Origin of the sequence: Brevibacillus sp. RS1.1, assembly GCF_013284365.1 — a bacterium.
GTDB lineage: Bacteria > Bacillota > Bacilli > Brevibacillales > Brevibacillaceae > Brevibacillus > Brevibacillus brevis_D.
Genome location: NZ_JABSVA010000022.1, coordinates 1 through 18864 on the forward strand (window position 1 = coordinate 1; position 18864 = coordinate 18864).

General features: G+C 48.5%; 16 protein-coding genes and 7 tRNA genes. 18 read left to right on the forward strand and 5 right to left on the reverse strand.

All coding sequences use genetic code 11. The features are described from left to right. Positions 1-30 precede the first annotated feature (30 nt). The 8 genes from HP570_RS28915 to mnmL all read left to right on the forward strand — a co-directional run bounded on the left by HP570_RS28915 (position 31) and on the right by mnmL (position 3700). Positions 31-121: transfer RNA gene (locus HP570_RS28915), tRNA-Ser, on the forward strand. A gap of 10 nt (positions 122-131) precedes the next feature. Beyond that, positions 132-208, forward strand: a tRNA-Met gene (locus tag HP570_RS28920). Positions 209-226: 18 nt separating this feature from the next. Beyond that, a tRNA-His gene (locus tag HP570_RS28925) sits at positions 227-302 on the forward strand. Position 303: 1 nt separating this feature from the next. Next, positions 304-377, forward strand: a tRNA-Cys gene (locus HP570_RS28930). Positions 378-382: 5 nt separating this feature from the next. Continuing rightward, positions 383-459 (forward strand) — tRNA-Arg (locus HP570_RS28935). A 474-nt stretch (positions 460-933) separates the two neighbouring features. Next, positions 934-1018, forward strand: a tRNA-Leu gene (locus HP570_RS28940). A 298-nt stretch (positions 1019-1316) separates the two neighbouring features. Next, on the forward strand, positions 1317-2555 hold the full coding sequence (locus tag HP570_RS28945) for a glycosyltransferase family 2 protein (protein ID WP_087351532.1): 1239 nt from the start codon (positions 1317-1319) through the stop codon (positions 2553-2555). A gap of 176 nt (positions 2556-2731) precedes the next feature. Next, complete coding sequence (mnmL, locus tag HP570_RS28950) at positions 2732-3700, forward strand: tRNA modification radical SAM protein MnmL/YtqA (protein ID WP_173627945.1); 969 nt, start codon at positions 2732-2734, stop codon at positions 3698-3700. Between the two features lie 48 nt (positions 3701-3748). Here mnmL and HP570_RS28955 read toward each other — a convergent pair whose 3' ends face one another. Next, positions 3749-4477 (reverse strand): glycerophosphodiester phosphodiesterase, encoded by a 729-nt coding sequence (locus tag HP570_RS28955; RefSeq protein WP_173627946.1) that lies wholly within the window; start codon positions 4475-4477, stop codon positions 3749-3751. A gap of 96 nt (positions 4478-4573) precedes the next feature. Next, the gene (locus HP570_RS30090) at positions 4574-4684 is read right to left on the reverse strand and encodes a YjcZ family sporulation protein (RefSeq protein ID WP_375138870.1); all 111 of its coding nucleotides are present in this window, start codon (positions 4682-4684) and stop codon (positions 4574-4576) included. Between the two features lie 152 nt (positions 4685-4836). Here HP570_RS30090 and ablB point away from each other — a divergent pair, with 152 nt between their 5' ends. Next, complete coding sequence (gene ablB / locus HP570_RS28965) at positions 4837-5691, forward strand: putative beta-lysine N-acetyltransferase (RefSeq protein ID WP_173607528.1); 855 nt, start codon at positions 4837-4839, stop codon at positions 5689-5691. Positions 5692-5695: 4 nt separating this feature from the next. On the opposite strand, the gene HP570_RS28970 is transcribed toward ablB, so the two are convergent. After that, positions 5696-7240: a PucR family transcriptional regulator gene (locus HP570_RS28970; RefSeq protein ID WP_173627947.1), complete on the reverse strand. Its 1545-nt coding sequence runs from the start codon at positions 7238-7240 to the stop codon at positions 5696-5698. A 157-nt stretch (positions 7241-7397) separates the two neighbouring features. On the opposite strand from HP570_RS28970, the gene HP570_RS28975 reads away from it, so the two are divergent. The 7 genes from HP570_RS28975 (at position 7398) to HP570_RS29005 (ending at position 14826) form a co-directional block, all read left to right on the forward strand. Next, positions 7398-8750 carry an aspartate aminotransferase family protein gene (locus HP570_RS28975; RefSeq protein ID WP_064203289.1) on the forward strand — a complete coding sequence of 451 codons (1353 nt, stop codon included), beginning with the start codon at positions 7398-7400 and terminating at the stop codon, positions 8748-8750. Positions 8751-8766: 16 nt separating this feature from the next. Next, positions 8767-9459 (forward strand): 3-oxoacid CoA-transferase subunit A, encoded by a 693-nt coding sequence (locus HP570_RS28980; RefSeq protein ID WP_173627948.1) that lies wholly within the window; start codon positions 8767-8769, stop codon positions 9457-9459. Further along, the gene (locus tag HP570_RS28985; protein ID WP_012685801.1) at positions 9441-10118 is read left to right on the forward strand and encodes a 3-oxoacid CoA-transferase subunit B; all 678 of its coding nucleotides are present in this window, start codon (positions 9441-9443) and stop codon (positions 10116-10118) included. Before HP570_RS28980 ends, HP570_RS28985 begins: the two co-directional genes overlap by 19 nt. Before the next feature lie 32 nt (positions 10119-10150). Continuing rightward, entirely contained in the window at positions 10151-11431 is a 1281-nt protein-coding gene (locus HP570_RS28990; protein ID WP_173627949.1) for a peptidase, read from the forward strand. Positions 11432-11528: 97 nt separating this feature from the next. After that, complete coding sequence (locus tag HP570_RS28995) at positions 11529-12947, forward strand: aldehyde dehydrogenase family protein (protein ID WP_173627950.1); 1419 nt, start codon at positions 11529-11531, stop codon at positions 12945-12947. Positions 12948-13014: 67 nt separating this feature from the next. Further along, positions 13015-13103, forward strand: a tRNA-Ser gene (locus HP570_RS29000). Positions 13104-13260: 157 nt separating this feature from the next. Beyond that, a complete protein-coding gene (locus HP570_RS29005) occupies positions 13261-14826 on the forward strand; it encodes an acyl-CoA synthetase (protein WP_173627951.1) in 1566 nt (521 codons plus the stop codon). A gap of 65 nt (positions 14827-14891) precedes the next feature. On the opposite strand, the gene HP570_RS29010 is transcribed toward HP570_RS29005, so the two are convergent. Next, positions 14892-16955, reverse strand: a complete 2064-nt coding sequence (locus HP570_RS29010) for an exo-beta-N-acetylmuramidase NamZ domain-containing protein (protein WP_173627954.1) — start codon at positions 16953-16955, stop codon at positions 14892-14894. Between the two features lie 223 nt (positions 16956-17178). Here HP570_RS29010 and HP570_RS29015 point away from each other — a divergent pair, with 223 nt between their 5' ends. Both HP570_RS29015 and HP570_RS29020 read left to right on the forward strand, forming a co-directional pair. Next, entirely contained in the window at positions 17179-18006 is an 828-nt protein-coding gene (locus HP570_RS29015) for a copper amine oxidase N-terminal domain-containing protein (RefSeq protein ID WP_173627952.1), read from the forward strand. A 66-nt stretch (positions 18007-18072) separates the two neighbouring features. After that, positions 18073-18696, forward strand: coding sequence for a YhcN/YlaJ family sporulation lipoprotein (locus tag HP570_RS29020; protein WP_064203295.1), 624 nt, complete (start codon positions 18073-18075; stop codon positions 18694-18696). A gap of 65 nt (positions 18697-18761) precedes the next feature. On the opposite strand, the gene HP570_RS29025 is transcribed toward HP570_RS29020, so the two are convergent. Next, positions 18762-18864: IS3 family transposase (locus HP570_RS29025; protein WP_173627953.1), on the reverse strand; the 103-nt coding region annotated here is incomplete at its 5' end.

Genomic DNA, 18864 nt, shown 5'->3' on the forward strand with positions numbered 1-18864 from the left:
ATATCTAGTTTTGAAGGTGCATATAATCACGGAGAGTTACCCAAGAGGCCGAAGGGGACGGTTTGCTAAACCGTTAGTATGCGCAAGCGTAGCGAGGGTTCGAATCCCTCACTCTCCGCCATTTTTATTTTGGCGGCGTAGCTCAGCTGGTTAGAGCGTTCGGTTCATACCCGAAAGGTCGGGGGTTCGATTCCCTCCACCGCTACCAAACTTCATAAAAATTATGGCGGTCGTGGCGAAGGGGTTAACGCACCGGATTGTGGCTCCGGCATTCGTGGGTTCAAGTCCCATCGATCGCCCCACGGGAGTATAGCCAAGTGGTAAGGCACGGGTCTGCAAAACCCTTATCCCCGGTTCAAATCCGGGTACTCCCTCCATTTTAGTCCCAGTAGCTCAGCAGGATAGAGCAACGGCCTTCTAAGCCGTCGGTCGGGAGTTCGAATCTCTCCTGGGACGCCACGCGTTTACAAAAGATAGCCTCCTTAGGACGTTGTGGCGTCCGCAGGAGGTTTTTTTCGTAGAAGATAGTGCGCTTTTCAAGAGGAAATCAGAAGCAAGTAGTCAGTCAAAAGGACCTAGTTCAAAAAAATAGTAAAAAAACTTTCATCCACGTTTGGAAATATTTTGTCTGATTTGTCATAAATTATGTAAGAAAACCACAGAATATGGTCCCCTTTCTACTCAGAAAATGTGACGAAACAATGATATTTTTGTAGAGAGGCGCTTGCATTCTTTTAAAATTTTTGCGACATGTAACTTTCTTTTTCGACAAACGTATCTACTAGAAGACAGAGCCAGAAAATGATAGCTTGATAGGAAAAATATGGGCTCCATCCAAGTCGAAAACGGTATTGACTTGCGGAAATTGATTGTGTATACTCAAACACGTACTTCATGTCAACAGAAAAACACGTGCAAAATCAACGTTTATAGGCGGTCGTGGTGGAATTGGCAGACACACCATCTTGAGGGGGTGGCGGGGCGACCCGTGCGAGTTCGAGTCTCGCCGACCGCACCAATCCCGGAAACAATCAGGAAGAAATGGAAACGAGTGTTTGTGTTTTTCTAAATAAACGGAGCCTTTTTCGACAAGGGCTTTTTTTTCTGCCAACTGCGAAGCACTGTCGAATAGAAAGAGAAAAAGGTGGGAAAGGTGATAGCAGTGCCTTATTTTTTCCCACTTTTGGGTCATTGCTTATGAATCGTATTTGATGTAAACTGCCAATTGAGAGAAAAACAATAGAGAAATGTTGGAAAAACAACACTACCTAAATTCAGATCAGACCCAATCTGGTTTAGGTCGAGGAGAAGAACCCATGAGTATAATTAGAGAGATCATTGAGGGATTATTCATCGGATTTACTTCTGCGGTGGGCGTAATCGGCACGTACCAAACACTGGTTTCTTGTGCAGGCCTGTTCCGCAAAAAAGAGCAAGTAACATCTGAGCCGCAAAAGACGTTTGCTGTGCTCGTGGCTGCTCACAATGAGAGCGCCGTAGTTGCTCCGCTTATTGAAAACCTGAAGAAACTCGACTATCCACGTGAAATGTACGACATCTTCGTCATTTGCGACAACTGTACAGATAACACGGCAGAAATTAGTCGGGCGCATGGTGCAATTGCATGTGAGCGTTTTGACACATCCAAGCGTGGGAAAGGCTACGGCATCGAATGGATGCTGGAGAACCTCTGGGCAAGACCTAAGCAGTACGACGCTGTCGTCATGTTTGATGCTGACAACTTGGTTGAGAAAAACTTCCTGAAAGTAATGAATGACCGTCTTTGCAAAGGGGCGCGTGTGATTCAAGGTTACCTCGACTCCAAGAACCCGTTTGATTCCTGGATTACGCTGTCCTATGCGGTTACCTACTGGTTTACAAACCGTATGTGGCAGCTGGCTCGTCACAATTTGGGACTGCCGAATACTTTGGGCGGAACTGGCTTGTGCATTGAGAGCAACCTGCTCAAAGAAATGGGCTGGGGAGCAACCAGTCTCACGGAAGACCTGGAATTTGCAACACGTTGTATTGAACGCGGTATTTACCCGACTTGGGCGCATGACACCAAGGTCTGGGATGAAAAACCGATTGACTTAAAATCGTCTATGCGCCAGCGTTTGCGTTGGATGCAAGGGCACTACGATGTGGCAGGACGCTACATTCGAGCTGTATTGTTTAATGGATTGAAGTCAAGAAAGCTGGGAATGCTTGACGCAGCCTTCTACCTCTTCCAACCGATGTATGTGCTGATGGTGACGATGATGTCGGTATTGTTCTTGGCAAGATTTTTTGATATCGGTACGCTGACAACAGTATCCACGATATTGCCTACATGGCTGGTATACGGTTCTACTGCCGTGTTCTACCTGTTGCCGCTCTTGGCTCTCTACTTGGATAAAGTACCGTGGAAGGGGTATTTCGGGCTCCTCTTGCTGCCATTCTTTTTCCTGACCTGGCTTCCGATTATGTTTTACGCGTTCTTTACGAAGAAAAACCAGGAGTGGAGTCATACCTCTCACACACGCGCGATTCGTATCGAGGAGATCCAGCAATAGTGACGTAAACAAGCAAAAACCACAGGGGGAATATTCACCTGTGGTTTTCCTATTATCTTAAAGTAGCGAGACCGTTACCGAATTTGGTATAATGACGTGATCAAGCAAGTAGCGTTCGCCAACGGGATTAAGGCACCAGCGCCAGACGTAGCGGTGCCCATAGGAGGAAAACAGCAATGAAGCTCGCGACAGATATTCACAACAACGACGTCCCATTGTTGTGGGGCGATAAACGATACCATACATGGAATTATCATTTAAGAGGGACTTTTCACGAAAAGATTTTCAAGGTTCCACTGGATGGCGGTTTTAGTTGTCCGAATCGGGATGGGAAAGTAGCGACAGGCGGCTGCACGTTTTGCAGCGCGAGAGGATCTGGAGACTTTGCCGGTGACCGCAGAATGGATCTGGAAAAACAGTTCCATGATGTGAAAAATCGCATGCACGAGAAGTGGCCACAAGCCAAGTATTTGGGCTTCTTCCAAGCGTACACAAATACGTATGCGCCTGTGGAGGAGCTGCGGGAGATGTACGAAGTCATCCTCCAACAAGAAGGCGTAGTTGGACTCTCTATTGCCACACGTCCTGACTGCCTGCCAGACGACGTCGTGGAGTATTTGGCTGAATTGAATGAGCGCACCTATTTGTGGGTGGAGCTTGGTCTCCAAACAGTCCATGAGCACACAGCCCAGTTAATTAATCGAGCGCACGATTATCAATGCTACGTGGACGCTGTAGAGAGGCTGCGCAAGCACAACATCCGTGTATGCTCTCATATCATCTATGGATTGCCAGGAGAGAGCCACGAAAAGATGATGCAGACGGCAGATGCTGTAGCACATCTGGATGTGCAGGGAATCAAAATACACCTGTTGCATCTGCTGCGCAAAACGCCGATGGTGAAGCAATATGAAGCAGGTCTCTTGGAATTCCTATCGCAGGAAGAGTACACGAAGCTCGTTGTAGATACATTGGAAATTTTACCTCCAGAAATGATTGTCCATCGAATCACAGGGGACGGACCACCTGATCTCTTGATTGGACCGATGTGGAGTCGTAAAAAGTGGGAAGTTCTGAATGGCATTGACGCAGAACTGAAAGCGCGGAATAGCTGGCAAGGAAAGTTATTCGTACCACGCACGTAAAAGTCATAGCAACAAGCAGGGAGCCTTTTTAAGGGCTCCCTTTCTTTTTTAAAGATTGCGAATCAGATTTCTCGCACGCTTCGGGTAATTGGTGATCAGACCATCTACCTCACAGTCAATGGCTCGCTGGATTTGCCGACCAGTATTTATCGTCCAGCTCAAAACTTCAAAATGATGCTGCTTTGCTTGTTTGACCAAGTCTTCCGTCAATTGATCATAGGGGACGTGCAGTTGATCAGCACGATATCTGCTGGCTACTTCCCAAGGCTTGACGAGTGGTCCCACGTATAAAAGTCCTGTTGTTTGCCTGGCATCCAATTGCTTGATTCGTAAAAGGCTGTCGAAGTTAAATGTTGAAATGATGGTTCGCTCTGTTAGCTGATAACGTCTGATTTGTTCGATGACGAGCTCCTCTAAGTGAGGTTGATCGAGGAAAAAATTTTTCATCTCGATGATGAAGCGCAGTGGTGTGTCGACAAACGACTGGAATACCTCCTGTAGGGTTGGAATGTGTGCTTTTGGTAGTCGCATAGACGAGCCTTTATCTGCTCGAAGCTGACGCAGTTCACGCAATGTGTAATGGCGAACCAAACCGGAACCATTGGTCGTGCGTTCCAGGTTATGGTCATGAATGACAACCAGCTTATTGTCACTGCTGAGCTGAACGTCTAATTCGATCCCATTGGCTTTTCGGCGGACGGCTCCTTGAAACGATTCCATCGTATTTTCCGGAAACAGGCCGGAAGCGCCACGATGGGCATAGATAAGTGGGGGCACGAGGGCTTCCTCCCTTCTCGAGCGTGTCATTACCTTCTACTATGATATGTAAAGGGCCCCTCGATACGACCTGATATGAGAGGCATCTCCAGATGTCTATCCGATTACGACGAGTACGATGACCAAAAGGACAAAGAGGACAAGGATCAGGGCAAAATTGTTATTGCAGCTCACAAAAAACACCCCTCCTTCCCGCACATGAAGCACCTACTCTCATGGTATGAAGAACCGGTAAATATGACCCAACAGAATGCCCACCTTCTGTTTTTTTGTGCATGAGGAACGCTTTTTTATACAGATTGGCAGATGACGGCCTTACTCGTTTTGCTACAATGAGAGGAGGAGTATTGCAGGGGAGGATGAAGACCGTGATAAATGTTGTAGGCGCACAGGAGGCTGGCGACCTGATCATTGATCGACAAAATGGCCGCGTAAAGCTGCACGTGTATGAACCATCACAAATCGAGCAGTGGGATCGGGTCATGAAGGAGCTGGCTGAAGAGTCAGAGGCAACAAAAGTGATTGTGTACGGGAAGAAACAAGATATTCCACAATGGCAATCCCTGGGGTACGAGCTGGAGGGAACCATTGATGGTTTTTTTCAAGGGGAAAACGCACAGATGCTCACCTGCTATCTGACAAAAGAGCGGGCTACCTCTGGTGCAGAAAAACTTGCCGAGGAAATTCTTACGTTGAGCCTGTCAAAAGCGGGGAGTACGATAGAGAAATCATTACCAGAGGGATACAACCTGCGTGAAGCAACGGAGGCAGACACGAAGGAATTGGCGTGTTTGTATGGACTGGTATTCGCGACGTATCCTACACCGATGAACGATCCGTCCTACATTCGCAAAACCATGCAGGAAGGTACCATCTACTATGTCGTTGAATTTGAAGGCAAGATTGCATGTGCTGCATCAGCTGAAGTATCTGAACGATTTGGTTCTGCGGAAATGACGGATTGCGCGACCCATCCAGACCATGCGGGGAAAGGCCTCCTCCAACCACTGTTTATCGCGCTGGAACAAAGGATGGAGGAGACGGGGATTTACTTTTTGTACACCTTGACCCGGGCACAATCAGCAGGAATGAATGTGACGGCTGCCAAGATGGGTTATGCATACCGAGGACGGCTGATTAACAATTGTACGATCTTTTCAGGCTATGAAGACATGAATATATGGGTAAAGCCACTTCGCCCGACGAGGGATTAACAGGCTACCTGTTTGTAGGATACAACTGCTGTTGCAGACGACGGGCCATCAAGGCCAATTGAAGCTGCCAGCGTTGATGAGCATCCTCCAGGCGGTAGCCTGTTTTTTCTTCAATCTGGGTCAACCGGTACTTGAGCGTATGTCGATGGATATACAAGGCTTGCGAGGTCTGTAGCCCGTTTCCATTCTGAGCCAAATAAACCTCAAGGGTTTCGAGAAGCTGTTGATTGTATTTCGTATCATAGCGAATTAATGGTTCCAGCAATGGGTTCCACAGACGCAGCAAGCTTTCTTTTTCACGATGGTATGGAAACAAAAACTGATAGCCCTGCATATCCCGGTATCGCAAAATTTGCGGGGATTGGGCCAATAGCGGGTACGCTTGTAGAGCAAACATCGCTTCTTCGGAGGCGCTGACGACGTTTGGTAATTGCTCGCAGGGATTGCTCAAGGCGATCTGTAGGGCAAGTTCAGGGTGCAGCCCTCTCCAGCGGGAAGTAAGCTGTTCCAACAGGCGTAGGCTCGTCTGATCATCCGGCAAAATAAACAAGAGGCAATGCGGTCGTTCGCGCAGCAAATAAGAGCGCTGATGACGGTCGCTAAGCCTCCGCATCAATGTAATGACACTTTGATGCATGTCTCCGAGCATCGTCTGATCGGCTACCTCTACACGAACAGCGACACAGAGATGATGACCAGTAAGCGGGTACCCCAGCATGCGACAACGGCTCTCCAGCTCCGTATGGGTCATCTGCTGCCCATTCAGCAACTCCTCCACAAAATCCCCTTTTAACCGCCATTCCGTTGCGGCTACTGCTCTTTCCTTTACATATTCGAGTGCGCATAAGGTAGAGGCATGCTGTAGAGCGACGTCATCGAGCTCTTTCCAGGCGTGCTCGGGCTTCGTTAAGGTCAACGTGCCAAAATGCTCGCGATTGGCGCGAATCGGTACACGATGCGCGATTTCCTGAGACTGATCATGCGGAAGTGCTTCCGAACTGCCATGCTGTGTGACTTCAAAGCCTAATGCATCGACGAGCGACACGACGCCTCCGGTAAGTGCTGCAAGCTCGCCAGCAATGGCGGGAAGGCCTCCCTTGGACAGGGCAGCATCAATCATTCGGTTATGAATCGCCGAGGAATAGGCCAGCGTTTCAAATTGCCGATTCATGATCGGCTGCAAAATGGCTTTGGTTATGGTTGAGAAGTTTATCTCCGTGGGAATTTCAATCAATGGAAGTTGATAGTGATCCGCCAAGGTCAAAAACGTCTCGGGAATTTCCCGTAAATAAAAGCCTGTATGAATCGCAACGCCACTCAGCTTTTGCTTCGCCAACGAAGGAATAAAAGAAGCGAGCTTTTCTGTATGCTCAGCCAGTCCAAAACCAGTTGTTATCAAAAATTCGCCTTCTTGCAGGCGACTCGTATCCTCCAGTACTTCGACAATTGTTACCCAACGAATCGGATTGTCGAGTCCGCCTGCTCCTGCGATCAGCCTGGTATGAACCATATCCGGCAGTTGTAGTGCTTCTCTTATCGTGATGGTCATCAGGCATCTCCTCCAAAAGCTCTCGGTAAAGGTTCTCTTATACAAAATGTACAAAAGATTTTGTCTCTTTTCCATGTTTTTTTGCCAGCACGTCGGATGGCTCTTGCGTGCTGGTCAGCTAGGATAGAGGTAGAGAATAAGCGAGGTGGCGACGAAAATGACGAAAAGCTATGTAATCAAGCCTGAATTGGGCAAAGAGTATTCAGTTATTTCTCACGGAAAAGGCATCTATCTTTACGATAAAGAGGGGAATCGTTACATCGACGGTTCCAGCGGAGCGGTGACGGCAAGCATTGGTCACGGTGTAGAAGAAGTGGCTGAGGCGATGTATGCGCAAGCCAAGGAGGTTTCCTTTGTATACCGCTCGCATTTCAGCAGCGATGCTGTGGAGAAGCTGGCTACAAAGCTAGCAGAGTGGGCACCAGGCTCTTTGAACTGGACTTTTTTTGTCAGCAGCGGTTCGGAAGCAACGGAGACAGCACAAAAAATTGCGATTCAGTACTGGCAGGAAAAAGGAAGACCAACGAAAAATCGGATTATCTCCCGTTGGATGAGCTATCACGGGATTACAATGGGCGCACTTTCGATGTCTGGGCACGTCTTGCGCCGAAAGCGTTTCACTCCATTATTGGCTGACTATCCGGCGATCACAGGACCATATCCGTATCGCAAACCAGAAGACATGTCCCTCGAATCGTATGCGCTTGCGTGTGCAAACGAGCTGGAGACCGCAATTTTGCGCGTAGGACCTGAGCAGGTAGCGGCATTCATCGCAGAGCCTGTCATCGGGGCTTCTGGGGGAGCGGTCGTGCCGCCAGACGGTTACTTCCAACGTATTCGCGAGATTTGTGATAAGTATGAGGTTTTGTTTATCGCAGACGAAGTAATGACAGGAGTAGGACGCACGGGGAAAGCGTTTGGGGTCGACCATTGGGGCGTCGTACCTGACTTAATGACATTGGGCAAAGGCATGAGTGCCGGTTACACGCCTATGGCTGCTACGATTGTCTCGGACGAAATCATTGAGACGATTACAAAAGGCAGCGGCTCGATTATGGCAGGACATACGTATAGTGCTAACCCACAATCTGCTGCTGTTTCTCTGGCTGTCCTTGATTATGTAGAGAAGCATCAGCTCGTCGAAAAAGCGGCAGAACAAGGTGCCTATTTGCTTGCCCGCCTTAAAGAACTGGCAGACGAGCTCCCGTTAATCGGAGATGCACGTGGTCTTGGTATGCTGTGCGCGCTGGAATTTGTGAAAAACAAGCAGACAAAAGAGCCGTTTGCGCTTTCCCAAGGAGTAGGCGGGAAGGTCATTCAAAAAGCATTTGAAAAAGGCCTGCTTATTTATCCGGCAATGGGGGGGATCGAAGGAGTGGCAGGAGACGCTGTCATCATCTCACCTCCACTGACCATTACTACGGAGCAAATCGATGAACTGATAGCTCTGCTGAAAGAAGCGGTGATAGCTGTTCAGCAAGAGCTCCAGGACAAAGCACTGATCGGATAGAGAAGGAGGAACGAGGATGACAAACCGATTTGAAAAGATCGTCTCCCTGTCCGAAGCGCTCACCCATTTTCGCGATGGGATGACGCTGTTGGCAGGGGGATTCGGTGGGGTGGGCAACCCGCCTACATTGATTCAGGGAATTTTGGATAAAGGCGTGCGTGATCTGACGCTGATCAGTAACGATACTGCTTTCCCGCATATCGGAATAGGTAAGCTGGTGACCGAAAAGCGCGTCAAAAAAGTGATTGCTTCTCACATTGGCTCAAATCCGAACGCAGGGGCCCAAATGACGGCTGGAGAGCTGGAGGTAGAGTTCTGCCCGCAGGGGATACTTGCAGAGCGTGTACGGGCAGGTGGAGTCGGTCTGGGAGGCATTCTCTCGGATGTCGGCATCGGGACGATCGCGGAAAAAGGGAAGCAGAAGGTCGTTCTGGATGGAAAGGAATACTTGTTGGAGACACCGCTCACTGCCGAAGTGGCTATCGTACATGCGAAAAAAGCGGATCGCTTTGGCAATTTGGTGTTTGATACTAGTGCACGCAATTTCAATCCGTTAGTGGCGATGGCGGGCGACATTACCATCGTGGAGGCGGATGAGATAGTAGAGGTAGGCATGATCGACCCGGAAGAAATCGTCACCCCGGGCGTTTTCGTGAACTTTATCGTCCAAAGTGAAGGGGTGAACTGGCAATGGGCATGGGAGAAGTAAAAGAAACCGAGAGCTATCGTGAACGTATTGCCCGCCGCGCAGCATTGGAAGTGGAAGACGGCATGATTATTAACTTGGGAATCGGCATTCCAACGTTAGTTGCGGATTTTATCCCAGCTGAGAAACGAGTCATGTTTCACGCGGAGAACGGCATCCTTGGTACAGGACCAAGCCCTGCGAAAGGCGAGGAGAACGCCATGCTATGCAATGCGGGCGGTTTTCCTGTCACGCTTGCCACAGGGGCATCCTTTTTTGACAGTGCGACTGCTTTTGCCATCATCCGACGTGGACTATTGGATATGACGATTTTAGGAGTCTTGGAAGTAAGCCAAAATGGTGACATTGCCAACTGGATCGTTCCAGGCAAGCGTGTCCCTGGCATGGGTGGAGCTATGGAGCTGGCACAAAAGGCCAAGAAGGTCATGGTTGTGACCACGCATCTGGATAAAAACGGACGTTCGAAAATCGTTCGGGAATGCTCACTGCCGTTAACCGCGACAAAAGCTGCGGATTTGATCATCACGGACATGGCTGTAATGGAGGTCATGCCAGATGGTTTGTACCTGCGAGAAGTCATGTATCCATACAGTGTCGCTGACGTGATTGGAGCAACGGAAGCCGAACTCAAGATGGACGGAGAGGTTGGCGTTTTCCGCTAAGCAAAGACAAATCCATGGAACGGGGGAAAAACATGGCAAACTGGCAGGTGCTTATACGGGAGCAGTTGGAAAAAGATCGCGAGGCCGCAGTTCAACTGCTGCAGCAATGGGTAAAAAGCCCGAGTGTACAAGGAGAAGAGCAATCCATTCAACAAAGCATTGCAGAGCTTTTGGAGCAGATGGGGCTGGTCGTTGACTTATGGGTCATGGAAAGCGATGAGCTGGTGTCACATCCGTATTTTGTCTCCCCGCGGACGACGTTTGAAAGCAGCCCGAATGTCGTCGGTGTGTGGAAGGGACAAGGAGATGGCCGCTCCATCATTCTAAACGGACACGTGGATGTAGTGCCCGCGGGTGATCTGGCACAGTGGAGCGATGATCCGTTTAGCGGGAAGGTTGAGGACGGCAAGCTTTACGGGCGCGGAGCAACCGACATGAAGGGTGGAAACTTATCTTCCCTGTTGGCGATCCAGGTTCTACAGAAGTTGGGTGTGCAACTGAAAGGCGACGTCATTTTTCAAAGCGTGGTAGAAGAAGAAAGCGGTGGTGCAGGCACATTGGCGACGATCATTCGCGGTTACAAGGCGGATGCTGCCCTGATTCCAGAGCCGACCAATATGAAAATTTTCCCGAAGCAGCAAGGCTCCATGTGGTTCAGATTGACCGTCAAAGGCCGTTCTGCTCACGGAGGGACCCGCTACGAGGGAGTCAGTGCCATCGAAAAGAGCATACTCGTCGTTCAAGCCATTGGACAATTGGAAAAAGAGCGTAACGATCGACTCGACGATCCGCTCTATGCCAAGCTGCCTATTCCGATCCCGATTAATCTGGGGGTGATTGAGGGTGGCAAGTGGCCTTCGTCTGTAGCTGACCTCGTCAAGCTGGAAGGAAGGATGGGGGTTGCCCCAGGAGAACAGATGGATGATGCCAAAGCGGAAATGGCGGCAGCACTGAAAAAGCTGGCAGAGGTCGATCCGTGGTTTGCAGAACACCCTGTTGAGCTGGAGTGGTTCGGAGCTCGTTGGGTTCCCGGAGCAGTGGAGCTCGATCATCCGTTGATGGATATTTTGCAAGCGCAGTTTGAAGCTGTGACAGGAGATCGTGCCATTGTGGAAGCATCGCCTTGGGGAACAGACGGTGGTTTGTTGACCGCTTTGGCCAATACGCCAGCGATTGTTGTTGGACCTGGCGTCACACAGGTTGCACACTATCCGAATGAATACATCGTGTTGGATGAGGTGTTCCGTTGTGCCGAGATCTTTGCGCTGACGTTACTGGAATGGTGCGGTGTGGCTGAAAGTGTGAAAGAGTAAAGATATCCAAATATTTCAAAATCGAGACAGGAAGGCACGTGTATGAGGGAGAATGATTGCAAGGTGAACGCCAATCAATGAGGGTGGGGATATGCCGATGAAAAAAACGTGCTTTATCGGGGGAGAATGGGTGCCAGCTACTGTTCATGCACCCCTACTCTCTCCATGTACGGGTCAAGAGATTGCACAAATTTCGCAAGCAGACTCATCATTGGTTGAAAAAGCAATTGCTGCGGCCCACGAAGCGACTGCCGTCATGCGGCGCCTTTCTGCCTATCAACGCGCCTTCCTGCTTGAAAGAATCTCGATTTTGATGAATGAACGCTTGGAGGAAGCGGCGCGGATCATCGCAATAGAAGCGGGGAAACCAATCAAAACAGCCCGTGGTGAAGTGATTCGAACCATTCAGACGTATAAGTTTGCGGCAGAGGAAGCCAAACGCCTCCACGGCGAAACCGTACCTCTCGATTCAGCGATCGGGGGAGAGGGACGCCTGGCTTATACCGTGCGTGAGCCACTGGGAGTTATCGGGGCCATTACACCCTTTCCTTTTCCGATGAATCTCGTTGCCCATAAGGTCGGACCTGCTCTCGCTGCTGGCAATACCGTAGTTCTCAAGCCAGCATCGCAGACACCGCTTAGCGCATTGTTTCTCGCAGAGCTCGCAGAGCAAGCTGGTGTGCCTGCTGGCGCCCTCAATGTGATCACGGGTAGTGGGGCGAGCGTTGGCGATCAAATCGTGTCTGATCCGAGAGTCAGGGCGGTGACCTTTACAGGGAGTCCAAGTATTGGGCTGGATATACGCAATCGAGCGGGAATGAAAAGAGTCACGCTCGAGCTGGGATCGAATTCGGCAGTGATCGTTGATCGCGATGTGCAACTGAATGAAGTGATTCCCCGATGCGTTTTTGGCGCCTTCGCCTACTCTGGGCAGGTATGTATCTCTGTGCAAAGAATTTATGTGGTCAAAGAAATCTATCAGGATTTCGTCCAACGTTTTGTTGAACAAACACGAGCACTACGCGGTGGTGATTCGCTTTCTGAGGACGCGGACTATTCCGCTATGATCAATCCCCGGGAAACAGAACGTGCGATGGAGTGGATTCATGAGGCACTCCTACAAGGGGCGCGTTTGGAGTGTGGGGGACAGATCGTGGATCGGATGCTCCAGCCTACGGTGTTGACTGGTGTTCCGGCAGATGCAAAAGTATCTTGTCAGGAAGTACTCGGCCCTGTCGTTCTCATCAATCCAGTGGAGTCGGTCCGGCATGGCATTACGTTGGTCAACGATTCCCGCTTTGGATTACAGGCTGGTGTCTATACCAACAATCTGTCGTTGGCTTTGGAAGCGGCAGAAGAACTTCGCGTGGGCGGTGTGATGGTAAATGATATTCCGACATTTCGCGTGGACCATATGCCCTACGGTGGCGTAAAGGAGAGCGGACTTGGTCGGGAAGGGGTCAAATACGCGATAGAAGAAATGACGGAATTGAAACTCGTTGCCATCAAGCGATAAAAGAAATGAGGAAAGAGCTCTTGCAAATCATAGTAGAGCTGTGATATAGTTAATATTGTTGAAATACGGAGGGATACCGAAGTGGTCATAACGGGGCGGTCTTGAAAACCGTTAGAGTGCAAGCTCACGCGGGTTCGAATCCTGCTCCCTCCGCCATAAATACAAATGAACCGACTCCAGTTGAAAAGCTGGGGTCTTTTTTATGGTCGAGAGCTTTGAGAGTGGTTGTCGGTTCTTTTTATGTAAAAATATCAGAAAATAAAGGAAATTATTATATAATGGAGAGGAGACTATAACCGATGGGGGAATTTGCATGCTTGAAGCGCAAAGGGTTCGTAGAAATGCACTTGGCGATATTTTGCGAAGAAGTCGTGGACGAAATCCTGATAAGCCTGCCCTATACTTTGAGGAAGAAGTATTGACCTACACGCAGCTTGATCAGCTTGCTAACAAGACAGCTCATTCGCTTCTTTCCAAAGGCTTGCAAAAAGGGGAGCGGGTAGCAGTATTGTCACGCAACTCGATGGATTTTGTGATTCTAAACTTTGGGATAGCAAAAGCAGGGGCCATCATGGTGCCGATCAACTTCATGTTGAATAAAGAAGATGTCGCCTATATTTTCGGTCATGCGGAAGTGAGTGCGTGCTTCGCAGCTCCCGAATTCTTGCAGCTCGCCCAAGACGGACTCCAATTAGCTGGAATTTCCCCCAAGCTGCTTTCCCTCATCTCCAAACCAGCAGAACGAGCAGGGGAATGGTTGCCTTTTCGCACGATGATTGAAGCGGCAGACGACCACGAGCCTGAAGTAGACATAGTGGACGAAGATGTTGTGCAGATTTTGTATACCAGCGGAACGGAATCAAAGCCAAAGGGCGTTATGCTCACTCATAAAAGCATTATCTCCGAATATGTCAGCACGATTATCGAAGGCGGGATGACGCAGGATGATGTGGCGGTTCATGCACTTCCCTTGTTCCATAGTGCACAGCTTCACTGCTTTTTGGGACCGTACGTGTATCTAGGTGGAAGTGGAATTATTTTGGAACAGGCAACCCCTGCGTTGATGCTACAGACAGTAGAGACATATAAGGCGACTCAGTTGTTTTGTCCGCCAACTGTGTGGATTGCTTTACTACGGTCTCCCGATTTTGCCGCGCGTAATTTAAGTTCTTTGCAAAAGTGCTACTATGGTGCAGCAATCATGCCAGTAGAAGTGTTAAAAGAGCTCGGTAAACGCCTCCCAAACGCTCAGTTTTACAATTTTTACGGACAGACGGAAGTGGCGCCATTAGCAACTGTGCTACAACCGAAGGATCAGATGAGAAAACCAGGCGCTGCAGGCAAGCCAGCATTAAATGTGGAAACGAAAATCGTCGATGATGACGGGAATGAAGTCCCTCGTGGTAGTGTTGGTGAAATTGTACACAGGACCAGCCATGCGATGCTGGGGTATTTCCGAGATGAGGAAAAGACACAGGCTGCCTTCCAAGGAGGGTGGTTTCACAGCGGGGATTTAGGCATCATGGATGACGAAGGCTATATCACGGTCGTTGACCGGAAAAAAGATATGATTAAATCGGGGGGAGAGAACGTAGCAAGCAGGGAGGTTGAGGAGCTTATTTATCAACATCCGAAAGTGTCAGAGGTCGCTGTGATCGGAGTTCCCCATCCGTTCTGGATCGAAGCAGTGACGGCTGTTGTTGTCCCAAAAGCGGGTGAGTTACTGACTGCTGACGAGATGCTTGCTTTTTGCAAAGACCGCCTTTCCTCCTTCAAAGCACCCAAATATGTAGTGATTGCTGACAATCTTCCTCGAAACCCCAGCGGAAAAATCTTGAAAAGAGAGTTGCGCATCCGATACGAAACACTGACGACTTAGCCAGTCACAAGGTCTAAAGCACAGAAAAACCCGCTCTGTTATGGAGCGGGCGTTTGCTGCTGTGATTATTTGACGTTGGAAACAGTTGGGCGATCGGCTTGAATGACTTCAAAACGATAACCTTTTTCCTTCAAATACGAAATGATTTGGGGGAGAGCTTCAGCTGTTGGCGACTTTGTGCTGGAATCATGCATCAAGACAACAATTTCTTTTTGTGACTTTACTTGCTGCTTTACATTTGCCAGTGCCTGCGCGGCTGTGTACTTGTTGCTCCTTGCATCGCCGTTTGTTACATTCCAGTCGATAAACGTATAGCCACGTTGTTTTGCTTCTTCTTTGATCGCATGCATGACGGTCTGCTGCTTGTTATAACGTGTGGGATCTTGATATTTCAAACTAACAGTATTCGTACTGCCACCTGGATAGCGGAACACGGTAGGTTTTACGCCAATTGCCTTTTCAATCATTTGACTACCTTTTTCCACGTCTGCAAAAAAGCCATCCATATTTTTGTAAAGAAGCTGATAATTATGGGAATACGAATGTCCTCCCACCGCATGTCCTTCAGCTACGATCCGTTTGAGAATGGCCTCATGACCAGCTACCTCACGGCCCACAATAAAGAAAGTGGCTTTGACCTGATGCGCTTTCAGCGTATCCAAAATGCGTGGAGTGACAGGTGAAGGTCCATCGTCAAAGGTTAAATAAGCGATCTTCTCAGAAGACTTCGGTGTCTGAGGGATCGGCTTTGTAGCTGGTTCAGGCTTCTTCGTTTGATTGGTCGTTCCTTTTTGTTTGTCAGTCTGCGGTGGAGTCGGTGTCTCTGGCTTTGCTGGCTTAGATGGTTTTGGTTGTTCTGGTTTCGGTTGCTCCGGTTTCTTTGGTTGTTCTGGCTGCTTTGGTTGCTTCTGTTGAAGCGGCTGCATCGGGATAAACGGTTCATCGCCATAGATCAAATATTTTTGCCTCAGCTCAACAAATTTCTTAAGATCCGCTTCATAGGAAGAAACTATCTCCTGAGGGGATTTGCCTTGTTCGAGAAGCAGACCGATTTTGTTGGTACCCATCACCTTGTCGAACATGGAGATTTGCATACTCGTACTTTTTGGTATAGGGAATGATTGTAATTGCTTGGCATAAGCCAGCGCGTAAATACCTGTTTTTGCCGGGTTAAACTGATGTGGATCGTTGATCTGAAGGCGGACGCCCCCCGCAGTTCCTTTAGTCTCCGGAATAAAGATGACGCCAGGCAGAAGACTTCCATTTAACAGATCGGCGTACTTGTGCGAATCTAGACCCTCTGCCCCGATCCAAGTGAAATGGTCTCCTTGTCGAAGGGGGGTACCCTCACCCAAACCTGTTGCCATATACCCGAAAACCGAGGTCAAGTTAGGGAGATGCGGAGAACTCGGAATCCAGGCCAATCCTGTCTGTTGATAAATCAAGCCACGTGTATACCCTTGCATCGGAATAACGGTTAGATCTACACCGATGGTACGATTGAAATACAAGGCCAGCTCTCCGATGGTCATGCCATGTGCAAGCGGGAGGGTATCCACTCCGATAAAGGAACGGTAAGGTAGTTCAACTACTGGCCCCTCGACAATCGTTCCACCGAGGGGATTCGGTCGATCCAGTACCATTACTTCTTTTCCTTGTTCTTTTGCTGCAGTCATGGCGTATTGCAAGGTAGATATGTATGTGTAGGTTCTCGATCCAATATCCTGCAAATCGACGAGAAGAATATCAATGTCTTTCAGCATTTCCGGTGTCGGCTTGCGAGTTGATCCAGACAAGCCGTAGACCGGAATAGCGTAGACGGGATGAACAAAGCTCGTTACCTGTTTTCCTGCTACCGTTTTTCCGTCGAGGCCGTGTTCAGGTGCATAGAGAGCGGCTAAATGGACGGAGCGATCTCGTCGTAACATGTCGATCGTGCTAACCATTTGACTGTTCTGACCTGTTTGATTCGTAATTAATCCGACTTTTTTTCCTTCAATGAGATAGTGGAACTGATTGAACAGTACATCACTTCCCAATTGGATGGCAGTCGTATTGGCGGAGCTTCCTACTGGAGGAATTAAAGTTAAGATAATTGCCAGGATGAGGAAAGGGAGAAATTTATTCATCATTCATTGCCTCTTTCAAGATAAAATACTGTCGCTTCTTGTCTATTGTAACGTTTTTGGAAAGCAAGATGGTTGCATTTTTGTAACAATTTGAAATTAGGTCAAAAGGAGCAGAAAAAAGTAACGGAAAAGAGGAGGGGTATTAGGAAAAAATGTTCTTTTGAAAGGGAGTCTACAGGAAAATCTTGAAACAGCCTTCATCCTATAGTAGATTAAGAATCGTGTGAACCTTTTTGGAAATGGAGTGAATGTATTGCTGAAAAAAGTAACCTCATTACTGCTCGCGATTGCCTTGGTACCGATGGCAGCGTTTTCTACAGCGGCAGCGACTGCACCTGTAGTGCCTAAAACCGTACAGAATGCTGTTAAGGTGGAGTACAATAAAAAACAAATTGCGTTTCCTGACCAAGCACCTATTATCTCCCAAGGGCGGACATTGGTTCCGATTCGTCCGATTGCAGAGAGTCTTGGATTTGAAGTGAAATGGAATGAACAAACTCGTACCGTTAATATCAATAAAGGGAAAGATAACATCAGATTGGTCGTTACTCAAAAAATTGCCAACAAAAATGGACAAACCATCAACCTCGACGTACCTGCACAGATTGTGAACAAGCGTACTGTAGTACCTGTTCGTTTCATCGCGGAAGCTCTGAGCTACAAGGTTGAATGGGATCCAAAGACACAAACGGTATTGATTGCGGATAATGTGAACCCTAATCAAGTCGGCCAACAGGAAAAGCCGAAAGATCCAGCAAAGCCTGGAACAGACGAGAAAAAACCCGATACACAGGTAACATTGTTCGATAAAGCGAGTATTGAGGGTAAAAAAGTGAACGTCTTTGCTTATTACCAGGTTACCGGGAAGGTTGAAGCAGGTTCAGAAGTTGTCGTCATCGTAGGAGATGACACATATGAGGTTACAGTAAATAAGGATGGCACCTTCAAGTTCCAACTGGAAGGTGACCATGATGGCATTCGTAGCTTCACTTTAAAAGCAGAAAAAGATGGAAAACAAGATACAGTAGATGGTGAGTTTATCGCTCAATAAGGCAGCTACTTCCTGAGTAAGAACACCTCCTGCACATCACACTAAGTGCAAGGAGGTGTTTTTGTTGTGAGACGAATAAGTAGGAGTATCATTGCTGTGCTCCTGTTTGCCGGCTTGCTGACAGGGTGTTCGCCTAACAAAGAACAGGGCACCGAAGATCAGAACGGAAATCAGGCCAAATTTGAATCTCTCGGAATTAACTTCCAGAACGATAACGTCGGTAGGGACAAAGGACCGGCAGCCATGATTAGCCAAAAGAGGGTTCATCAGCGAGAACCGCAGCTGGTGACGTACTTGGAAGGGCGTGCGGAAAAGCTGCCCGGTGTAGCCGATATCAAGGTGTTAGCGTACAAGGATAACTTGATTGTAGGTGTGCTGCCAGTTGATACACCAAAGCCTGACGAAGTCAATCCACGGACGTCGATCCCGTATACGCCGGGAAAAATTGTGCGAGTCGATAATGGACATCCAGATTCACTGCACAGACGTGTTGTGAACCGGATGAGGTCAAGCTTACAGGCAGAAACACGCTTTAACATTTTGTACGTGTCTACCAATCGCGCTGTTTATGACCGAATCGCTGATTTGCATTCACGAATTACGAACGGAGAGCACATCAGTGACGAGGAATTTCAAGTCCTGTTAAATGATATTGGATATACGGTTATTGGATATAATTTAGTGGATTGAAAGAGCACCACCTGGACTGGGACTGACCCCCGTTTGTAGGACAGGGATCAAAACACCTTACAAGTTTAAGCAGCTAGTCGTCGGAATTCAATCGGCGACTGGTTGTTTAGTTTCGTTTGAATACGACTTGAGTTATAGTAGGTAATATAATCTCGAACGGTTTGTACG